This window comes from Sporosarcina luteola, from assembly GCF_023715585.1.
Classification (GTDB): Bacteria; Bacillota; Bacilli; order Bacillales_A; family Planococcaceae; genus Sporosarcina; species Sporosarcina luteola_D.
In genome coordinates this window covers 77,347-95,552 of record NZ_JAMBOK010000001.1, presented here as the reverse complement: position 1 = coordinate 95,552, position 18,206 = coordinate 77,347, and the positions used below count along the sequence as shown (strand labels likewise).

The window sequence follows — 18,206 nt, the reverse complement described above, 5'->3', positions numbered from 1 at the left end:
ATTGACCGTATTACTTACTTTGTTCCAAGCATTCATAAACCGCCATCATATCCCGTTTATTCAATTCACGAATACGATTGAAAATAGGAATGTCTGCAACAGCTTCTGTGTAAAGGCTTTCATCGACGACATCACTTACTTTACCGGAAAGCCATGTTTGCACGTCAATTCCTTCGATGATTTCCTTCAAGCCTTCCTCATTGATGCCAGTAGCATGACAACTTACACACGGAATCGTTAATTTAAAGACGCCATCATGTAAATTATCTTCTGAGATCACTTTTTTGCCTTTACAGAACGGACAAGAATTAGCCTTCCTGATTTTATTAATTTGGGTAATTAACTTTTTGTATCCAAAAGCTTCATATACATAGGTCAGTTTTTTATAGTTGCCATTCGTGAAATACTTATTAATGATCGCTTCTCTTGTTTCCTTCACATTGGGGAAGTCACAGATTGTCACTTGATTATTGGTGCTTATAGATTCGATATTGCTTTTGATTGTGTCCCAAAATGGCAAGACATTTTGCAATACCATTTCATAACCCGTAAAACTCGCTTGTTCCAATTCAAACATTTTCAGTGCGACTTGAGTTTCACGTGGCAGCAGGGAGACATCCTCGGTCAACACCATTTCGCCACCTACGATCGATTTCAGTTTGGCGAGCGTAGGCAAGTCACCAATGATTTTCATCACATTGTCAATTGGCTGATTGATAATTTCACGAATATCAGTGTCTCCGTATCGAAGCGGTTTTTGATGATTTAGAGCCGTTCCCATACAAATTGGGCAAACAACCATTTCTTTGGAAGCTTTCATCTGCTCTTTAATGACTGATTTAGATACAACCATATACATGCCGAGAATCGTATTGAAGCCTACCCATGTTCTACGCGTCTTGCCTTCTCTGTCATAAAATGATTCCTTAAAATACCCGTACCAAAACGTATTCTTTTCTTCATCGGACATCTCGTTATAACTTTTTGTCAGGTCATGGCCTAACTCGCTCTTAATTTCCTCAAACAGAAACTCCAACTTTTCGTATTTATAAAACTTCAGCACTTCCATTACATCCGGATGAAACATACCATCCCAGAATGGAACGTCTTTATCTTGAAGGACAAGATCCTTTTCGAATACTTCAATCTGGAGACGCCCCGAGCATGAAGGGCAATGATTGTCTTTATTATAGAAATCGAAGCTTTTCGTATCTTTATTCGTTGGATGCTCCGCCACGATATGGTTGATAAGTCCCCCGAGTTCATAAAGAAAACTATATTGGCTATACAAATGTCTTTCAAGATCGATCGCAATGACAGGAGCGATTGTGTCCGATTCGTATTCACCGTAGATCAGACGGGCCATTGAAGATAAGCTTTTCAAGATGCCGCCTTTGAAGATGTTCTCGGCGTTTTTAAAGTAGTCAATGTGGTTTTCATTTACATAGGTAATGCCGTTTTGCCACTTGAGCGCGGAGGAAATATGTGCCGGCAGCTCAATTTCTTCTGCATCCTTGCCTGCATAATAATCCTGGTGGTTGACTAGATCCAGATGGGTAACAGGCTCATTCTTCCGTTTCCCAAAATCGACGATGAAATCAGAGCTCTTCATCATATATTCATTATGTTCAATCATGACGATTGACACGGTTTCATCCTGTAAAATCAGTCTTAAGCTATCAATGAATTGATTTAAAATATTTTGGGATAAACCTTTCGATGGCTCATCAAAAATAAAAAGTGTATGTGGTTTTCTTGAGTTCGCAAAAAGCTCCGAAACTAAATGAACGCACTGGAATTCACCCGTCGACAATGTCTGTGTCTTTCTTTCCAACGTCAAATAACCGAGCCCAAGCTTGATCAATAGGCTCAACCGCTTGTGCGCGATGTCTCCCTCCGGCAATTCATCGATAATATCTTCAATCGAGCGCTCAAAAATATCATCAATTTCGTCACTGTATTTGTTGAGCTTCTGTTTAATATCAAGAAATGTTGCCACGGTGGACCGGCTTGTTATTGATTGATTTCGATCTTGCCCTACCATAACCAGTTTATCTTTCGGGTATCGCTTGAGAAAATCTTTCGTCACACACTCATTGACAAGTGTGGACTTACCACATCCGGACTCACCTGTAACCGTTACTAGCCTATTCTTCGGAATATGAAATTCATCCATTTGAATAGTGCGGCAGTGAAGATCTTTAAATTGATAAAACTCTGTCGGCTTCGCCTCATTCAGTTCCTGATAAACAGGTTCTGGACGCGGTGATTCCTCCACAATTTTTCCACCGTATTTACCACTTCCCGGACCGAAGAATAGTTGCTCATTTGTAGTATCAAGCACTGTATCGGAATGATCGATGAGCCAAATTTGATTTTTATAACCCAATTGTTTGATCTGTTCCAGGATTTTCAAAAGTGTTCGTCGATCAAGCCCTACTGAAATTTCATCAATGATAATAACAGTATTTTCACTCGCTGCCATGAATTCCGCCAAGTAAAGGCGTGTCAATTCCCCGCCTGACAATGTCCCCATAATTCGATTCAGCGTTAAATAGCCGACATTCATATTGATGATATTTTGGAGGATATGTTGCTTCGCTTCACTTATATGTAATTCTGCCGCTAAAGATAGAATTGCTTCGACGCTCAAGTTATTGATATCGGAAATCGAATGCGCTTTACCAAGTAAATCAATTGTATATTGCTCAACTTCTGAACTGTAACGTTTACCACCACATGTTTTACATTCAACATTGCTCGTACTGCCCCGCCCTTTACATTTTGGACACCAGCCTAATTCATTATTGAATGAAAACACTTCAGGGGAAAGATTGAATTTGTTGGCTAGTCCTTCACGGACATCCGTAAAAACGCCGGTATGTGTACCTATTGTTGAGCGCGGATTGGAGGAAATCGATGATCTGCCAAGAAAAAGCACTAATGGCATCTCTTCCATTTTGATGGCGCTGAAATTGGTTTCCATAATATTGGGGAATAAATACTGGTACTCTGCCTTAGGCAATAAGGAAACAAGACGCTTCTTCGATTCTTCACCGATTGTTTGGCTGAAAGTTGTTTTCCCAGATCCAGACAAGCCTGCAATACCTAATGATTTATCTTCGGGAAGATCTGCATCTAATCGTTTAATATTGTTTGCGATTAATTGATTTATTTTCATTGGGATATCCTTTCCACTCTCTCATTTTAGTATTGCCATGTATGTAAGACTTCCATCCTTCATTCCAATAAAAATGACGCTTTCCGTGTTTTGGGAAAGCGCCCTATAATTGAGTTGTTGCGGAGAAAAGATCTTTTACTGTTCCTCTAACACCGCTGTAAGTTGCTCGGACATATTTGTCCAACCATATTGTGCACCTTTCAATCCATCTTCAGTGTGGATTCCAGTTTGATCTAGGTGGAGATTCGTGTTGCCATCAGGCGTCTCTGTTAACGTCCAAGTGACGACATGCTCTTCAGCACCACTCGCCCATGTGTAGGAAATCATATTCGGCTCGTCCACTTCCAAAACTTCACCTTTTACGATCCCATCCCACCATTCGCTTGGCTCGGCGCGGAATGTAAATTTATGTCCTACGACAGGTTTAAAGTCATTTTTCCAGATCCACTTCTCAAGCATATCCGAATCTGTTAGTGCATGCCACACTTTATCGATTGATTTGTTGTACTGAAAATCCAAGGCTAATGATAAACTCATTCTTCTTCCTCCTCTAATAGTTGGTTCAGGCGCGACAGTCGTGCACTCCAGAATTTGTTGTAGAAAGCCACCCAATCTTGAATTTCTTTGAGCGGAGTCGCGTTTAGCCTAAACCGCGTTTCTCTGCCAACTTTTCTGCTTGTCACAAGCCCCGCCTCTTTTAGGATTGCCAAATGTTTTGAAACCGCAGTACGACCCATTTCGAAATGAACCGTTAGCTCATTGAGAGGCGATTCTTCTACGTCGGCCAACAAACGAAGCAATTCCCGCCGAGTTGGATCGGCTATTGCTTCATAAACATCCCTGGTAGGTTTCGTCCCGTTCAAAAACACTCTCCTCCTGATCTTTCAAAACGACACTAAACGGTGTCCTATTCAAAATTAATATTACGACACCGTTAAGTGTCATGTCAAGTATGCCCTTGCTGAAGTTTTTTAGTCGAGGCTTCTGGCTGACCTTGATACATATGGTTCCAATGTCACAAAATGACCATATATCTTGGGAAATGATCGATATATTCCGGGAAATGAACGATAACTGGCTTCAAATGACCGATAAGTTTTCAGCCACTATCTACTATCTATCCCTTTTATAAGTTGGACTCAATTCGCTCCACACATCAAATAGATTCCCGTCTATATCCGAAAGCACAAAATTGATACCTGCATGTCCCCGCTTTTCAATTTCTCCTACCTTCACATCGCGCTCGGATAATTCATCATGCAATAATTTTAAAGACTTTTCGCCATTAACTTCAAATGTTAATGAAAACCGTTCACTCCCAAATGCATCAAAAAAGTTGGCAGTCTCATTTTCTTTCGCTTTTACGAGAAAGAAACTTTGATCGGCTAAATTTATTATCGCCTTGTCTTCATCCTGATAATTCAGCTGCGCATCCAGCTTTTCAACATACCACTGAGAAGCCCTGTCAACATTGGAAACAGGAATATTTGTAGTGCCGACCCTTAGTAATATAGGCTGCTCGACTTTATTTTTCACATCAACCAACTCAAATCGTTCACAGACAAGCAGCATATCCTCGGTGAATTCCAAGCCCACTTTGCCGAGTTCCCTTTTAAAGTAGCGTTCATGGATCTCCTTCCAATTCCGGTACGATCCGTCCCCTTCCGCCAAAGCAAACTCTTCCGTCACTTCATTCATCGGTATGACGGCTACATCTACTGTCTTGATAATTGCAACCGGTTCTTCAGTGCTATTCAAAATGATGCTGTATTCATCAATTACAGGAACAGATTCATTTTCCAATTCATACAAGACATATGCTGAACAAGTCGCCGTCTTTCTCCCTTCAATCACCGATTGAGCTAGCTCATCAGCCGCTTCGCCGAACATCCATGCACTGACTAACGCAGGACGTTCTTTCTCTCCCCAAAATTGATTCCAATAATCTTTTGCAGCTTGATTCATTACTTGTCCTCCTTATTTTCCGCAACCCTTTTCACTCGTTTAACAAATTCGACCACCACTTTATCGTTTGCAAATAGTAAGAATAACTTTACGAACCATTTCAGAGGTTGGTTTGTAGTAGTATAAATGTATCGTGTTTTCTCATCATTTATCTTGTAAAGTTCATATCCTGCCGTGATCTCAAACATTCCCCCAAGCGTAAAGCCGACTTTCATCTTTTTTTCATTTGGAGAATTTAAATAATCGAGTGTTTCGACTTCATACTCCATGACTCGCTTGCCTTCTTTATACTTTTGCAAATAGATACTTCCAATCTTTTCTTCTGTAATGGTTAGGGGTTCATTCGAAACAACTTGGGGCATGATCTTTTGCATGTTTTCCAACGAGCCGTCAAGGTACTTCCATACATGCTCAATCGGCGCATCAATCTCAATTGCCTTCGTCCACTGCTTCATTCATACATCTCCTTTATATTCGTTAACTGCACTTTCCAATCCAATACTCCTTTCCATCATCACTGCGATTCATAAAGCTGTAGTCGATTAAAAAACGTCGAATGGTCGCAAAATCAGGATGGATTTCTTTAAGAATCTCGTTTATTTCTTTTTCCAAATACACCTTTCCAACTTCAAAACGCTTAATTATTTCTTGGGCAATGATGTACTTCCTTTTGTCTTTGCTTGGAAATGTTGCTAACGGTCCATCTAATCCTTTTCCGAAATAATTTTTCAGCACTTTCTCTCGTTCAATTTCAGTAACTTGAAATCTTTCTTCCATCTCACTCATTCCTTTACTTCTCTCTTAGTCTAATGAACCAGCTCACCATGTCTTGTCCAACTTGTCCGCATAAAATCCAATTGCCTGCTTATAGGAAATGATTTCAGGGTCGTTTGAAGTTTGCACAAGGCAAGTGAGAAGAATCTCCATCGCTTTTACATGTTCTTCAACGTTATATAACGTCATGGCATAGAACGTTTTCAAAGCATTGTTTTGAGGAAAACGCGAAAGTCCGCTTTCGAAGACAATCTTTGACTTTTTAAATTTCCCCAATGTTCGGTATGTACTTCCGAGTCCAATAATTGCACCTAACGTATCTTCGTCATTCAACCCCAAATGAAGCGCTTTTTCGTAATAAGGGACGGCTTTCGCTTCCTTTCCTAGAATGTCAAAACTCCATGCACATTGGTAGTTGATTTCGGCACTTTTCGGATCATCTTTTGCCATTGCCGTGAGAATTTCATTCGATTCGGTGTACTTCCCCTCATCTCGCAGCTCTAGAGCTTTTACTAGTTTACTCATGATTTTCCACCCTCTAATTTTTCTCTTGCAATCGACAGATGCTCTTTGGTCAGTCTAAGCAACTTTAAACTGTTATGTGCCAACATCGTTTTTAACCTTTCAAACTCGGCCCAAGCAAGCGCAAACTCTTCATCGGTAATGACTTGATTGTTGTGCGCAGCTTCTAATTCATCTATATCCTTCTCAATAATTTCCCCAGTCGGTAGCATGATCAGATCTAAAAACAGATCATCCATCCAGGGCCCATTCGTTTGGCAATAGCCATTTTCCCTACAAATATCGATATACCATTGAACAATTTGGTTGGATGCATCAAATACCGTTGTCACCGAAAAATGCTCTCCATCGGGAAAATGCTGCAGCCAGCTGTAACCCTTATCTGCAATGCAAACTACCCTTCCCATGTATGTCTTGTAGAGTGGCTCAACTACATTATTCATTTCAAGAAGTGTTACATATCCCGTGAACTGTGATGAGGTAATATGTTTTTCCGCGTATCGCCTCTTCACAATTCGCTTCCAATCAAATCGACTGCCATATTTCCGTTTCAGCATTCGTACTCCCCCCTCTCCGTTCGAGCTTGCCTGAGCCGCTAATGATGAGTGCGTGACTATAATTATTTTTCAATCTCTATTTCTTCCATTTCTGATGAATTTTTTAGCCAAATAGTATGCTGTGACTGTAAACAACTGAGTGATTTCCTTGCTCTGAATCATTTCTTCCACCCTTTGAAAAGGGAAATGTTTTACTTCTAGAACTTCTGTGTCATCCAACTCTTGTTCACGGCTACGTTTTGCATCGGTCATTAAAAAAGTGATTACTTTATTCGTCTGCGTGGCCGGGTTGACCATGAACTCCCCTAGGGGAATCAGCCGTTCTTCCGAAACATAGCCAGTCTCTTCACGGATTTCACGTCGAATCGCCTCCTCATACGATTCGCCATCTTCCACTTTCCCCGCAGGCACTTCAACATAAAAATCGTTTCCGGGATGACGATATTGCTCTACAAGAACAATTTCCTCTTTCTCCGTCAATACGATTGCATTCACCCAATCCGCATATTCATTCACATAATAATTTTCAATAACCGTTCCATCAGACATTTGACAAGTATCTTTCCTCAAATTTCCGAACGGTGATTTGTACTTGTATTCACTGTTCAACACTTTCCATTTCCCCAACTACTATTCCTCCATTATTGCTTATGTACTTTTTTGAATGCACAATCCAATCTTCTATTACCTGCCTCGAGTTCTTATCCCACATCCATCCTCCCATACCGCTCCCGTGAATGAACACGAGGAGCGGGCCTACATTATTGCCGCATTCTATAAAATCCTTATGCAAGTTGATTCCCCTCAACTAAACTGCAAAATGTGCGTCGTTTCAGAAGCGGAATCGTCGAATGAAAAACCGCCTGCGCGATAGAATGCATCCGCTTTCGCTGAATCTGTACGAACTGTTATTTCATCGAAATGCTGTTTTGCATGATCAATAATTGCTTGGAGCAATAACGTACCGACCCCTTTCCGCCTCACTTCATCAAGTACATAAAATCTACGTAGACGACCCTCATCGTTTTTTTGTGAAAACGGTGATTGATTGATGCCGCCAATGGCTACTACGGACCCTTCATTATTTTTGATACAATACAACACTTCACCTTGTTTATCGAATCTGTTAGTACCATCCTCAAATTCATTTACAAGTCGGGTCACGAAACGATAACCTTCCTTTTCACTTTCTTGTACAAGTTCTGTAATATCCAAGGAATTCAAGTCTTCTACCCGTTCAATAAAGTATTCCATTTGCCTCTCCCCCTCAATTTTCGTTATATATAGTAAATTCAACAAAGTGTTTGAAAAACCTGCAAACTTACAAGAAAAGCCGAAATCCCTTCATCGGATTCGGCTATTCCGTCAATATTGAAACTCAACTCTTAACGTTGCTCTACTAATGATCTGTCCACTTTCAATCGGTGTTGTCATTAGTTCGGATTTCGCAAACGTTTGAAACGGAACCGGCTGTCCGGCCAGTTGTTCCTCAACTATTTTTACCGGCTGCGGCTCAATTGGCAATTGCAAAGCAGCGGCAATTGTTCGAGCTTTCATTTGTGCATTCCGAAGAGCTCGGACGATCGCTTCCTGCTTATAGCGTTCGGCATCCTCCACACTGAATTGTATATTCGAAACCCGATTTGCCCCGTTTTCCACTGCTGTATCAATAATGCTTCCCACTTGTCGAATATCTGTAATCTTTACAGAGATTGCATTGATAACTTCATATCCTCTGAAAATCTGTTCGCCATTCACATAATCATATTTCGGAAAAATGGTGTACGAAACTGTTTGGATATTTTCTCGCGGAACACCTATACGTAATAGAGATTGAATGACATTGTTCATTGCAGTGGCATTTTCCTGTTGCGCTGCACTTAATTGTTTATTTTCCGTGACGACTTCCAATTGGACTGTTGCGATGTCTGGTTCAACAGCAACTTCTCCATTTCCGATCACAATAATTTTCCTCGAAGCCCGATTCACTTGGTGAGGCATATAAGGATAGATCAAAGTTTCACTCCTTCCTTCACTTCTGTAAATTGTATGCAAAAAGGCATCTATGACATGCCGAGCCATAGACGCCTGCAGTTTATAAAATTTTACTGAAGAACGCTTTCGTCCTTTCATGTTTCGGATTCGAAAAGATGTCATCGGGCGTACCTTCTTCGACTAGCAAACCTTGATCCAGAAACAGCACCCGATCTCCCATTTCTTTCGCAAAGCCCATTTCATGAGTGACGACGACCATTGTCATTCCTTCCATGGCAAGTTGTTTCATGACATCCAACACTTCCTTCACCATTTCCGGATCTAGCGCGGATGTCGGCTCATCGAACAGCATAACTTTCGGCTTCATCGCGAGAGCCCTGGCAATGGCAACACGTTGCATTTGTCCACCGGATAATTGTTCAGGGTAGGCGTTTGCTTTATCGGAAAGCCCAACCTTTTCAAGAAGTTGCCGAGCTAAGGATTCCGCATCCTGTTGACTCATTTTCCGGATTTTAATTGGTGAAATCGTGATATTATCAATGACACGCATATGGGGAAACAAGTTGAATTGCTGGAAGACCATCCCGACTTCCCGTCGGATATCATTAATATCCGTTTTCGGATCATTGATTTTCACGCCATCTATGAACACTTCGCCTGCAGTAATTTCTTCGAGGAGATTAATGCATCGTAAGAAAGTACTCTTCCCGGATCCACTCGGGCCGATGACACAGATGACTTCCTTCTCTTTGATATCGTAGTCAATTCCCCTCAGCACATCCAATTGCCCAAATGATTTATGCAGATTTCGTACTTTTATCATCGCGTCCTCCCTCCCACTGCGAATCGTTTCAATGACTTTCTAGGAGATGGGACGTAACTATTGCTGAATCTATTTTCGATATAATTAATGAGCTTCCCACAGATGAAGGTCAAAAGTAGATACAGGATGGCAACCGTTAAATAAGGCTCCCAAAACCTGGAGTAAGCACCCGCGACCACTTTCCCTGCATAGAGCAGATCGCCCGCCGCAATGACTGTAACAAGGGATGAATCCTTTAGCAAGGCGATTAATTCATTGCCTAGTGGCGGTATCATTCGTCTAAACGCTTGCGGTAGAATGATCAATTTCATGGCGGTGTTATGCGGCATTCCAAGTGAACGCGCTGCTTCCATTTGCCCTTTGTCGAGCGATTGGATCCCGGCACGGATAATTTCAGCATTATAGGCGGCACTATTCAGCATAAGCGCAAGCGATCCTGACACAAAGAATCCTAAGGAATGCCCAAACATACTTGGGATTAATGCGGTATGAATCAATAGGATTTGTACTAATAATGGAGTTCCCCGGAAAAAGTCTACATAATATTTTGCAGGATAGTAGATCCACTTCCGTTTAGACAGTTTACCCATCCCGACGATTAAGCCTAAAATGAATCCTCCAACATATCCTACTGCTGTCAATCCTAGCGTTACCCAAATTCCTCTGATAAAAAGTTCCCGGTAACTCCATATATTTTCGAACATTTCAATCCGTAAACCTAAAAAATCCATGATCTTCACCTCCAAGATGTGTATGGTAGTTTACAAGCTAATCATTACTCCACATCTTGGTCTGTGATTTCTTTCAGTTTCCCATTTTCCTTGATCTTTTGAATTCCTTCATTTAATAAATCGACTATTTCCTTATTCCCTTTTTTAACCATTAATCCATAATATTCTTTTTCAAAGCTGTCATCTTCCACAGTTTTCAATTTAACTTTCGGATTATTCACTTTGTATTCAAGAATGACTGCATTATCTCCAACAGCTGCATCGGCATTTCCATTAATCATTTCACTAATTGCAAGTGGCATCGTTTCAGCTGCAACGATATTTTTGTTCGTTTTCCCAAGTAGGTCCTTTACTGCTTTATGTCCTGTCGTATTAATTTGCACTGAAACCTTTTTATCTTTCAAATCATTGAAAGAGGCTACATCCGAACTCTCCTGAACTAATATTAATTGATTAGCTACAAAGTAAGGATCAGAGAAATCAAACGATTGCTTACGTTCTTCGTCTATAGTTATAGAAGAGACAGCAAAGTCAATTTCTTCATTATCCAGTGCGGGAAATAACGGCTCCCACCCATAGTTTTTGTATTCCACTTCAAAGCCGGCAGCTTCCGCTATTGCATTTACAATTTCAATATCAATTCCGACAATATTCCCTTTTGCATCCATATACTCCATCGGTGCATAGGTTGCGTCTGTTCCGACGACCAATTTCCGTTTTCCGCCTGTATCTTCCCCGTCTGAACCACTCGTCTTTGTAGAACTTGTGCCGCATCCAATCAGAAAAATAGATGTGCACACCAATGCGATGCCTATCAGAAAACGTTTTACTGATTTCTCCATCTTGACTCCCCCTTGTATTTCTATCAATTAACAGAATTAATTGATACTTTAATTGATTATACAAGATAACGCTTTCATTCACAACTGAATATTTTCAATTGCCCGTCGAGGGTGAAGTTTCAATCATAAAGGGACAAAAAAACCTGCCATGTCGTCAAGTTCAACAACATAGCAGGTTATTTTAGAAAATCGGCAGCGTGACAGCCACCATCAGTAAGAATAAAATCGCGATATAATTTACGGAGTACATGAACATCACATACGCCCATCTATCATCATCTTTCGTGAAAAATCCGCGGATGGAGATAATCAAAAAACCAACATTCAATATCGTTGCAAGCACAATGAATACCATTCCGAGCGATCCCAAGTAAAATGGCAACGGAAGCAGGCAGGCAATGTAGACGAACATTTGACGCTTCGTCATTTTGAATCCTCGAACGACCGGCAGCATTGCTACGTTGGCCGCTTTATATTCATTGTACTTCCTCATCGCGATTGCAAATGTATGAGGCATTTGCCAGATGAATAAAATGATGAAAAGCATGACCGGAACAATATGCCAAGATGGTGCAATTGCAGCCCATCCGATCATCGGTGTCACCGCTCCTGAAACACTTCCAATGACTGTATTCAATGTGTATTTACGCTTTGTCCACATCGTGTACATGATGACATATGTGAACCAGCCGATGAATGCGTAGATCGCCGCCTCCATCGTCGTGAATAGAAGCATGACCATGCCGATTGCCGACAAGGTTATACCGATTCCCAACACGGTCTTCAAGGAAATGTTCCCGGTTACGGTCGGACGCTTTTGAGTCCTTTTCATCACCGTGTCGATATCGACGTCATACCAGTTGTTCAGGACAAGCGCCCCACCCATTAGTATCGTGCTCCCGAGAATTGTCAGCCAGAACAATTTGCTGTTCGCGAGCAGGGAATCTCCAGTGAAATGAAGAGCAAGCCAAAACCCGACAAAAACGGGCAATGCATTGGCAAGCAGGACAGGCGCTTTGAAGAGTGACTTCAAATCCGCAATTATCGTGCTCGATCTTTGTTCATCTATGATTGTGCCGTTTTCAGTATAAGTAATTTCAATATCTTTCGTCATATCTATATACGCTCCTTAGAGGTATTTCTGCAAAGTTTCATCCCTTCTATCATATCATTTCATTTGCAATAAATTAAAGGTTTACGGATTTTTCTTTGGAATTTCAATGAATTCCTTTACGATTTGACACAATTTATTCAAAACCGACGGTGGATAAAGCAATATTGATCCCATTCCAGCTAGCCACAGTATATCTGGCCGGATTGCCGGTTATGTTAGGAATAGTGGAAGCGAAAGGATGAATGATTGAATATGAAGACTTTGATTTCTATTATATTTGCGGGTTGTTTCATCATAATCAGTGGATGCAGCAACCAAAATCTCGTTCCAAAGAGTGAAGCGAGCAATGTCGTCGATACATATGGCATCACCATATTTTCCATTACAATCGATACGAAGGACATGAAAGAGGCGCTGAAAGCTAGCTTCACGGAAAAAAAGGAAAGGTCAGAAGCAGAGTATTCGAATAAAAAACAGGAAGTCGCCTTACACGGCAAAAAGGCACTTGAAAAAATAATGAAAGCATTTGATAAAATGGAGCCTGACCCGGAAGCCGAAGAAACAGAATTGATTAAAAGCGCGGCTGAAGCATTCGGATTCAAAGATTATCAGATGATCCGTCTGGAAATTACGTTCAAAGGATATGACAGCAAAGAAATCATGTTCTCTAAATAACGGAAGGATATCGGATTCCGAAAGGCTTTCGATATCTTTTTTCATATCGGCCTATAAGTCAATGAAATGGGGTAAAGCATAGTAACCACTTGCATTTTTCATCGACGTTTTCAAGGAGGCATTTTACATGGAATGGAAAGGTAGAAGAGGCAGCAGTAACGTTGAAGACCGGAGAGGGATGGGAGGAAAAACGCTCGTCGGAGGCGGTCTGGGCGGCATCGTCATGTTGCTCATCGTCATGTTCCTTGGCGGCGATCCTGGAGATATCCTTAACAACATGACGGGTTCCCCTTCGAATACGGAATATGTTGAAACAGAACAAGATAAGGAACTGGCTGAATTCGTTTCAGTCGTTTTGGCGGATACGGAAGATGTATGGACAGAAGTCTTTGAGAAGGAAGGACTTGTTTATCGGGAACCGATTCTCGTGCTCTATTCAGGGAGTGTCCAGTCGGCATGCGGGATGGCCGGTTCAGCTGTCGGTCCGTTCTATTGTCCGGCAGACGAGAAATTGTATATCGATCTAAGTTTTTATGATGAACTGCAGACGCAGTTCAAAGCTCCCGGTGATTTCGCGATGGCGTATGTTGTCGCACACGAAGTCGGGCATCACGTCCAAAAACTGCTCGGTATCAGCGACCAAATGGCGAGAATCCGCAGTCAAGTCAGTGAGGAAGAATACAATAAGTACTCCGTGCGACTGGAACTACAAGCAGATTATCTCGCAGGTGTCTGGGCGCATCATGCACAAGGAATGGGTGTTCTTGAGAAAGGCGATCTGGAGGAAGCGCTGAATGCGGCAAGTGCCGTCGGTGATGATACGATTCAGAAGCGGGCTCGCGGCTATGTAGTGCCCGAAAGCTTCACACACGGAACTTCGGAACAGCGGAAGAAATGGTTCTATCGTGGATTCGAGGCAGGCAATTTAAAAGAGGGAGATACATTTGGCGCGGGCGGCCTTTGATTATATAGGTTTGAAGAAATGGAGCCCTTTATGAATAAATGAAATAACAGGTGAAGGAGCGATGCTCCCTCACCTGTTTCTTTTTGCCTCACACGATACTCGATACTTTCCTCGACTGATTGTCCAGCTCAGCCGCCGACGAAGCAATCGCCAGGAAGTCGTCCATCGCTACTTCAATTCGCTGTTGGCAACGGCCAACGTTGTCCTGTGCCAACGTCGTCCCTTTGGAAATGTTCTTGATTTCCGTCGTGATCGCTTCCACGCCTTCACGTACTTCCACAATCGACTTCTCCACATTAGCGGACAATTTACGAACCTCTTTCGCAACGACATCGAAGCCTCTTCCATGCTCTCCCGCCCGGGCCGCTTCGATTGCCGCATTCAAAGCAAGCAAATTGGTCTGTGCTGCAATTTCCCGAATTGTCTTCACGATATGCTGGATGCTCTCTGCATGCAGCTGTAAATTACCCAAAGTTTCTGTATTATTATGAGAGATGGCTGCGATCTCTTCGATGATTACCAATAAACCTTTGCTGCGTTCCATTCCAATATCCGCTCGTTCTGTCAGGCCTTCCGCCATCTGTCTCAACTCTTCAACAACAGAGGTGATGGATGTTTGACGCTTCGTAATATTAGAGGCGACTTTTGAAATGCTGATGACTTTCCTGCCATCCTGACTGAATACGGGCATATATGTCGCCTCGAGCCATACTTTCTCACCGCTTTTATTTTTCCGCTCAATTTTCTCCTGCTGGCTATTCCCCTTATGCAGCTCCCGCCAAAACTTCTCATACTCAACACTCTTGGCATAGTCATCGAAACAAAGACTTGCATGATGAACACCAATCAATTCATCTTTCGTGTACCCCATTGCGTTCGCGAAGATGTCATTCACATACACAATTTTATGATCTAAATCGAACCGGATGATCGCTAAATTCTTTTCAAGGGCCTTAACGACGTGATCGTCCGTTACGAGTTCAACCGCCTGTTTCACCATCTTATCTCCTCTGCTTCCTATACTGATTTTTCTCCATTGTTCGGAATATCAGACCTATTACTATTTAACCATACTCTAAAGGGAAGTGGAATACCTTGGAAACATGATGTTCTAAATTATTTAGTTGCCCATAGAATAATAAGTAGAATATCAGGAGGTGTAGTTTTGGTTAATTCATTTCAACAACAGGCTTCGAATGAATTACAATTTTGGCTACAAATCTTGGGGGATCATAGCCGCTTCATTCACGATTCCCTGGCACCGGGCCAGACTGCCTGGATTGACACCGCTTCAGCTTTCATTGCTCGGTTCGATAAATTATTGGACCGTGCAAAGCAGACATTGGATCAACCTGAGATGGTTTCGTTAGCCAGTCTTTCTAAAACGGAAAGTGAAGCGATCCGGGAATTGAAACTTTCCATCCTTAAAGAACAATTGGTCGGCAACATTAAAATTACATTGCCCCCTCCATTCGTCAATCATATGGTTAACGAAGTCGAAGAAGCGATCCGTATTTTTTCTTATTTGGAAAAAGGCGAGTCCCCTCCTACGGTTCACCCGCTTCACCATGATTTGCTATGGTTGCTTGATGCAGCCGGTCATGCGGGAGCGATTGACGCAAATTTGGACCGCGTGGAAAAGCAATTGAAGAAGAAAAGCAGGAAGTTCATGAAGGATTGGGAAGCATTTTATTTGAAGGCCATTGAAATGACAGGATTTTTACGGACAAATGTTGCGAAATTTCCTGCCCTGGATAAGTTCCATAACGACGTGTACCTGGAAATGACGATTTTTAAAACGTTCTTAGGTGAACTTGAAGAGATGGGTCTAAAAAAAGAGACGCTAGGCGTTCTTACTCCTCTCATGGCCGATCATATGGCGCGTGAGGAATGCTATTATTTAATGAAACTGGCAGAGTCGGCAGGAACTCCCGACCCTACTTGCAATCCCGCTAAAGAAAGAGTGCAGGGGTAATAGGCCCACTATGAACCTACTACCACTGCACTATCAAGGTCCGCAAGAGCAGCTAAAATGCTTGCTCCCGTAATATGGCTCGTCTTCGGATTGTCCGGAGACGGGTTGTTTTTTAATGTCATATCGAACTCGCCGAAATCGCCTTTAGCCTTGATATGATGAATGTTTTGCGAGACGGCTGGATCGGCGATAATCCGTACAGTCGTTTTTTCAACGCCAATGCCCGCCAACGATAACACGATTGCGACATTCGCATTTTTAGGGAATTGTTCAATCGCGTCACGGGCCGAACCCTCAAACAGCGTTTGCTCCGCAGTCATTCTTTCTGCGGTTAATGAATGAGCAGGTTTTCGTGTAGTTAACGTGACAGATTCAACACTGCCCGCAAACGTAGCCGCCTTCAGGACATCCAACCCACCTATCGCACCGGAAGGCAAGTAGATTCTCCGTCCACTAGCCTCAGCTGCCTGCTCAACTAGATTCCCGAAGGAAGGATCGGCAAAAGCTCCGATGCTGATTAACAGTAAATCTTTTTGTTTAACCGTCTCGACCGCATAGGTTTTGGCTGATTCGATATTGGAGCATTCGACTACGATGTCGATATCCGAATGTAAGAATAAATCGATGTCATGATATGCTGTGCATCCGTATTCTGCAGCGAATGGAGGCAACTCAATTCCAGCTTTCTCCCGCTCGTCTAAAATAGCAGTAATTTTAGTGTTGGGCAGGAGCCGTTCTTTGTTTATTTTATTGAGGAGGTATGTACCTAGATTTCCTCTTCCGATTAGACCTATTTTGATATGAATCAGTCCTTTACGTGAGCTCTATGTATTAGTATATATAAAAACCTGGACCACGGTAAGCGTCCCAGGTTTCAGTCACTTTCAGTTTATTTACTTAGCGGCTTTTTTCAAAAACATTTGATAGATCGGTTTCAATGATTTTGGTGTCAGTTCTATATCATTTTCATGCGCATATTTGACAGCATGTCCTAATGCGATGGTCATTCCACCGGCTACACTTGCACCCGCCACCATGCCAGCGCCGGGAACGAGTTTCACAATTTGCCTGAAAACCGTCTTTCCAATATTTCCGACAATCGTCGCGATGATCAATTCTTTTGCATTATCTTTCGTTATCGGTTTTCCATACAATGTTGAGAGTTTCAGCATGAGACTGATCTGTAAGGCGGTCAGAGGCACGAAGTCCGATCCCGGAATCGGTACGGCTCCGATAGTGGCTGCGGATGCACCTGCAGCTAATATCCACCGATTTGCGACGGCAGATTTATCGGCCATGTTTGCCGCCATTAGAATGTCTTTTTTTTTGACTTCTAATAAGGAAAGAACTTCTTTCTGCAGCATCCCGATATTTTCACCTGTCCGTGAGGAAATCGGCGTGACCGGATATTCGTAGCCTGTATGGTCTTGGACATATTTTACAAGGCTCGGTATGTCTTCGGCTGCATCGATTTTGTTCAATACGAGGATTAGGTCTTTATTCACCTTGGCAATTCTTTTTAATGACTTGAGTTCCGTTTCGGATAAAACTGTCCCCGCCGCATTGAGGAAAAACAAAATCAGATCTGCCTGTTTATAAAACTTCATTGTTTCATCGGAATGTTCACTGTAAATGTCATCCAAGCCAGGTGTGTCGACGAAGATGATTTTATCCTTATAAGAAAACTTCTTGATTTCCTGAGTTTCACCTGGTTTCGCACCGACCTGTGCCACGTCATCTCCCATTAGGCGATTGATCGTTGATGATTTGCCGGCATTCACATCACCTATCATGGCAATTAGGATTTCACTTTCCAATTGCTCATTAATTTCTGAAGACTTTTCTTCGAATAGTTTATCGAACTCCTCATCTGACATCCATTGTCGATTCATTCGGATCACTTCCTCTTACAAGTTGTAATGGCCGCTTCCTATTTATACGGATAGTATGGCAATAGGATTCAGTTTCTTATTCAATACCCTACCCGTTCGAATAACATGCAAAAAACCTGCATCTCCGTAGAGATACAGGTTTTATTAATCAATTACGCCTCGGCGTAATTGCGTCCGGATTTTTATCGAGCGAGCT

General features: G+C 42.2%; 22 protein-coding genes and 1 pseudogene. 3 read left to right on the top strand and 20 right to left on the bottom strand.

The genetic code is table 11. The features are described 5' to 3' along the window. Window positions 1-10: 10 nt before the first annotated feature. From M3193_RS00605 to cyoE, 17 genes and pseudogenes are all read right to left on the bottom strand, one after another. A complete protein-coding gene (locus tag M3193_RS00605; RefSeq protein WP_251623683.1) occupies window positions 11-3,181 on the bottom strand; it encodes an ATP-binding cassette domain-containing protein in 3,171 nt (1,056 codons plus the stop codon). Between the two features lie 135 nt (window positions 3,182-3,316). After that, the gene (locus M3193_RS00600) at window positions 3,317-3,718 is read right to left on the bottom strand and encodes an SRPBCC family protein (RefSeq protein ID WP_251623681.1); all 402 of its coding nucleotides are present in this window, start codon (window positions 3,716-3,718) and stop codon (window positions 3,317-3,319) included. Further along, window positions 3,715-4,044 carry an ArsR/SmtB family transcription factor gene (locus M3193_RS00595; RefSeq protein ID WP_251623679.1) on the bottom strand — a complete coding sequence of 110 codons (330 nt, stop codon included), beginning with the start codon at window positions 4,042-4,044 and terminating at the stop codon, window positions 3,715-3,717. Before M3193_RS00595 ends, M3193_RS00600 begins: the two co-directional genes overlap by 4 nt. A 250-nt stretch (window positions 4,045-4,294) precedes the next feature. Next, window positions 4,295-4,693 (bottom strand): VOC family protein, encoded by a 399-nt coding sequence (locus tag M3193_RS00590; protein WP_435372025.1) that lies wholly within the window; start codon window positions 4,691-4,693, stop codon window positions 4,295-4,297. A gap of 6 nt (window positions 4,694-4,699) precedes the next feature. After that, a pseudogene (locus M3193_RS00585) lies at window positions 4,700-5,146 on the bottom strand (ASCH domain-containing protein); the annotation flags it as partial. Next, window positions 5,146-5,601, bottom strand: a complete 456-nt coding sequence (locus tag M3193_RS00580; RefSeq protein ID WP_251623677.1) for an SRPBCC family protein — start codon at window positions 5,599-5,601, stop codon at window positions 5,146-5,148. The gene M3193_RS00580 and the pseudogene M3193_RS00585, both read right to left, overlap by 1 nt. A 22-nt stretch (window positions 5,602-5,623) precedes the next feature. Then, entirely contained in the window at window positions 5,624-5,932 is a 309-nt protein-coding gene (locus M3193_RS00575) for a DUF2087 domain-containing protein (RefSeq protein ID WP_251623675.1), read from the bottom strand. 33 nt (window positions 5,933-5,965) lie between these two features. Then, on the bottom strand, window positions 5,966-6,445 hold the full coding sequence (locus M3193_RS00570) for a tetratricopeptide repeat protein (protein WP_285851778.1): 480 nt from the start codon (window positions 6,443-6,445) through the stop codon (window positions 5,966-5,968). Further along, the gene (locus tag M3193_RS00565) at window positions 6,442-6,999 is read right to left on the bottom strand and encodes a DUF402 domain-containing protein (RefSeq protein WP_251623674.1); all 558 of its coding nucleotides are present in this window, start codon (window positions 6,997-6,999) and stop codon (window positions 6,442-6,444) included. Before M3193_RS00565 ends, M3193_RS00570 begins: the two co-directional genes overlap by 4 nt. Window positions 7,000-7,068: 69 nt before the next feature. After that, window positions 7,069-7,626, bottom strand: a complete 558-nt coding sequence (locus M3193_RS00560) for an NUDIX hydrolase (RefSeq protein ID WP_251623672.1) — start codon at window positions 7,624-7,626, stop codon at window positions 7,069-7,071. After that, window positions 7,598-7,792, bottom strand: coding sequence for a hypothetical protein (locus M3193_RS00555; protein ID WP_251623671.1), 195 nt, complete (start codon window positions 7,790-7,792; stop codon window positions 7,598-7,600). Before M3193_RS00555 ends, M3193_RS00560 begins: the two co-directional genes overlap by 29 nt. 11 nt (window positions 7,793-7,803) lie before the next feature. Continuing rightward, window positions 7,804-8,253, bottom strand: coding sequence for a GNAT family N-acetyltransferase (locus tag M3193_RS00550; RefSeq protein ID WP_251623670.1), 450 nt, complete (start codon window positions 8,251-8,253; stop codon window positions 7,804-7,806). Window positions 8,254-8,364: 111 nt separating this feature from the next. Beyond that, complete coding sequence (locus tag M3193_RS00545; protein WP_251623669.1) at window positions 8,365-9,015, bottom strand: SIMPL domain-containing protein; 651 nt, start codon at window positions 9,013-9,015, stop codon at window positions 8,365-8,367. 79 nt (window positions 9,016-9,094) lie between these two features. Further along, window positions 9,095-9,817, bottom strand: coding sequence for an amino acid ABC transporter ATP-binding protein (locus tag M3193_RS00540; protein ID WP_251623668.1), 723 nt, complete (start codon window positions 9,815-9,817; stop codon window positions 9,095-9,097). Next, window positions 9,814-10,548: an amino acid ABC transporter permease gene (locus M3193_RS00535; protein ID WP_251623667.1), complete on the bottom strand. Its 735-nt coding sequence runs from the start codon at window positions 10,546-10,548 to the stop codon at window positions 9,814-9,816. Before M3193_RS00535 ends, M3193_RS00540 begins: the two co-directional genes overlap by 4 nt. A gap of 44 nt (window positions 10,549-10,592) precedes the next feature. Next, entirely contained in the window at window positions 10,593-11,390 is a 798-nt protein-coding gene (locus tag M3193_RS00530) for a basic amino acid ABC transporter substrate-binding protein (RefSeq protein ID WP_251623666.1), read from the bottom strand. Between the two features lie 181 nt (window positions 11,391-11,571). Next, window positions 11,572-12,504 (bottom strand): heme o synthase, encoded by a 933-nt coding sequence (gene cyoE / locus M3193_RS00525; protein WP_251623665.1) that lies wholly within the window; start codon window positions 12,502-12,504, stop codon window positions 11,572-11,574. 252 nt (window positions 12,505-12,756) lie between these two features. On the opposite strand from cyoE, the gene M3193_RS00520 reads away from it, so the two are divergent. Together M3193_RS00520 and ypfJ are read left to right on the top strand one after the other, a co-directional pair. Then, window positions 12,757-13,179, top strand: coding sequence for a YusW family protein (locus M3193_RS00520; protein WP_251623663.1), 423 nt, complete (start codon window positions 12,757-12,759; stop codon window positions 13,177-13,179). A 127-nt stretch (window positions 13,180-13,306) separates the two neighbouring features. After that, window positions 13,307-14,143, top strand: coding sequence for a KPN_02809 family neutral zinc metallopeptidase (gene ypfJ / locus M3193_RS00515; RefSeq protein WP_251623661.1), 837 nt, complete (start codon window positions 13,307-13,309; stop codon window positions 14,141-14,143). An 88-nt stretch (window positions 14,144-14,231) separates the two neighbouring features. Here ypfJ and M3193_RS00510 read toward each other — a convergent pair whose 3' ends face one another. Then, window positions 14,232-15,143, bottom strand: a complete 912-nt coding sequence (locus M3193_RS00510; protein WP_251623659.1) for a methyl-accepting chemotaxis protein — start codon at window positions 15,141-15,143, stop codon at window positions 14,232-14,234. Between the two features lie 165 nt (window positions 15,144-15,308). Here M3193_RS00510 and M3193_RS00505 point away from each other — a divergent pair, with 165 nt between their 5' ends. After that, window positions 15,309-16,118 (top strand): DUF2935 domain-containing protein, encoded by an 810-nt coding sequence (locus M3193_RS00505; protein WP_251623657.1) that lies wholly within the window; start codon window positions 15,309-15,311, stop codon window positions 16,116-16,118. A gap of 8 nt (window positions 16,119-16,126) precedes the next feature. Here the strand turns inward: M3193_RS00505 and nadX are convergent, their stop codons facing one another. Together nadX and M3193_RS00495 are read right to left on the bottom strand one after the other, a co-directional pair. Continuing rightward, window positions 16,127-16,912 (bottom strand): aspartate dehydrogenase, encoded by a 786-nt coding sequence (gene nadX, locus M3193_RS00500; protein WP_353056389.1) that lies wholly within the window; start codon window positions 16,910-16,912, stop codon window positions 16,127-16,129. A 99-nt stretch (window positions 16,913-17,011) separates the two neighbouring features. Continuing rightward, window positions 17,012-18,010 carry a YcjF family protein gene (locus M3193_RS00495; protein WP_251623656.1) on the bottom strand — a complete coding sequence of 333 codons (999 nt, stop codon included), beginning with the start codon at window positions 18,008-18,010 and terminating at the stop codon, window positions 17,012-17,014. Between the last annotated feature and the right edge of the window lie 196 nt (window positions 18,011-18,206).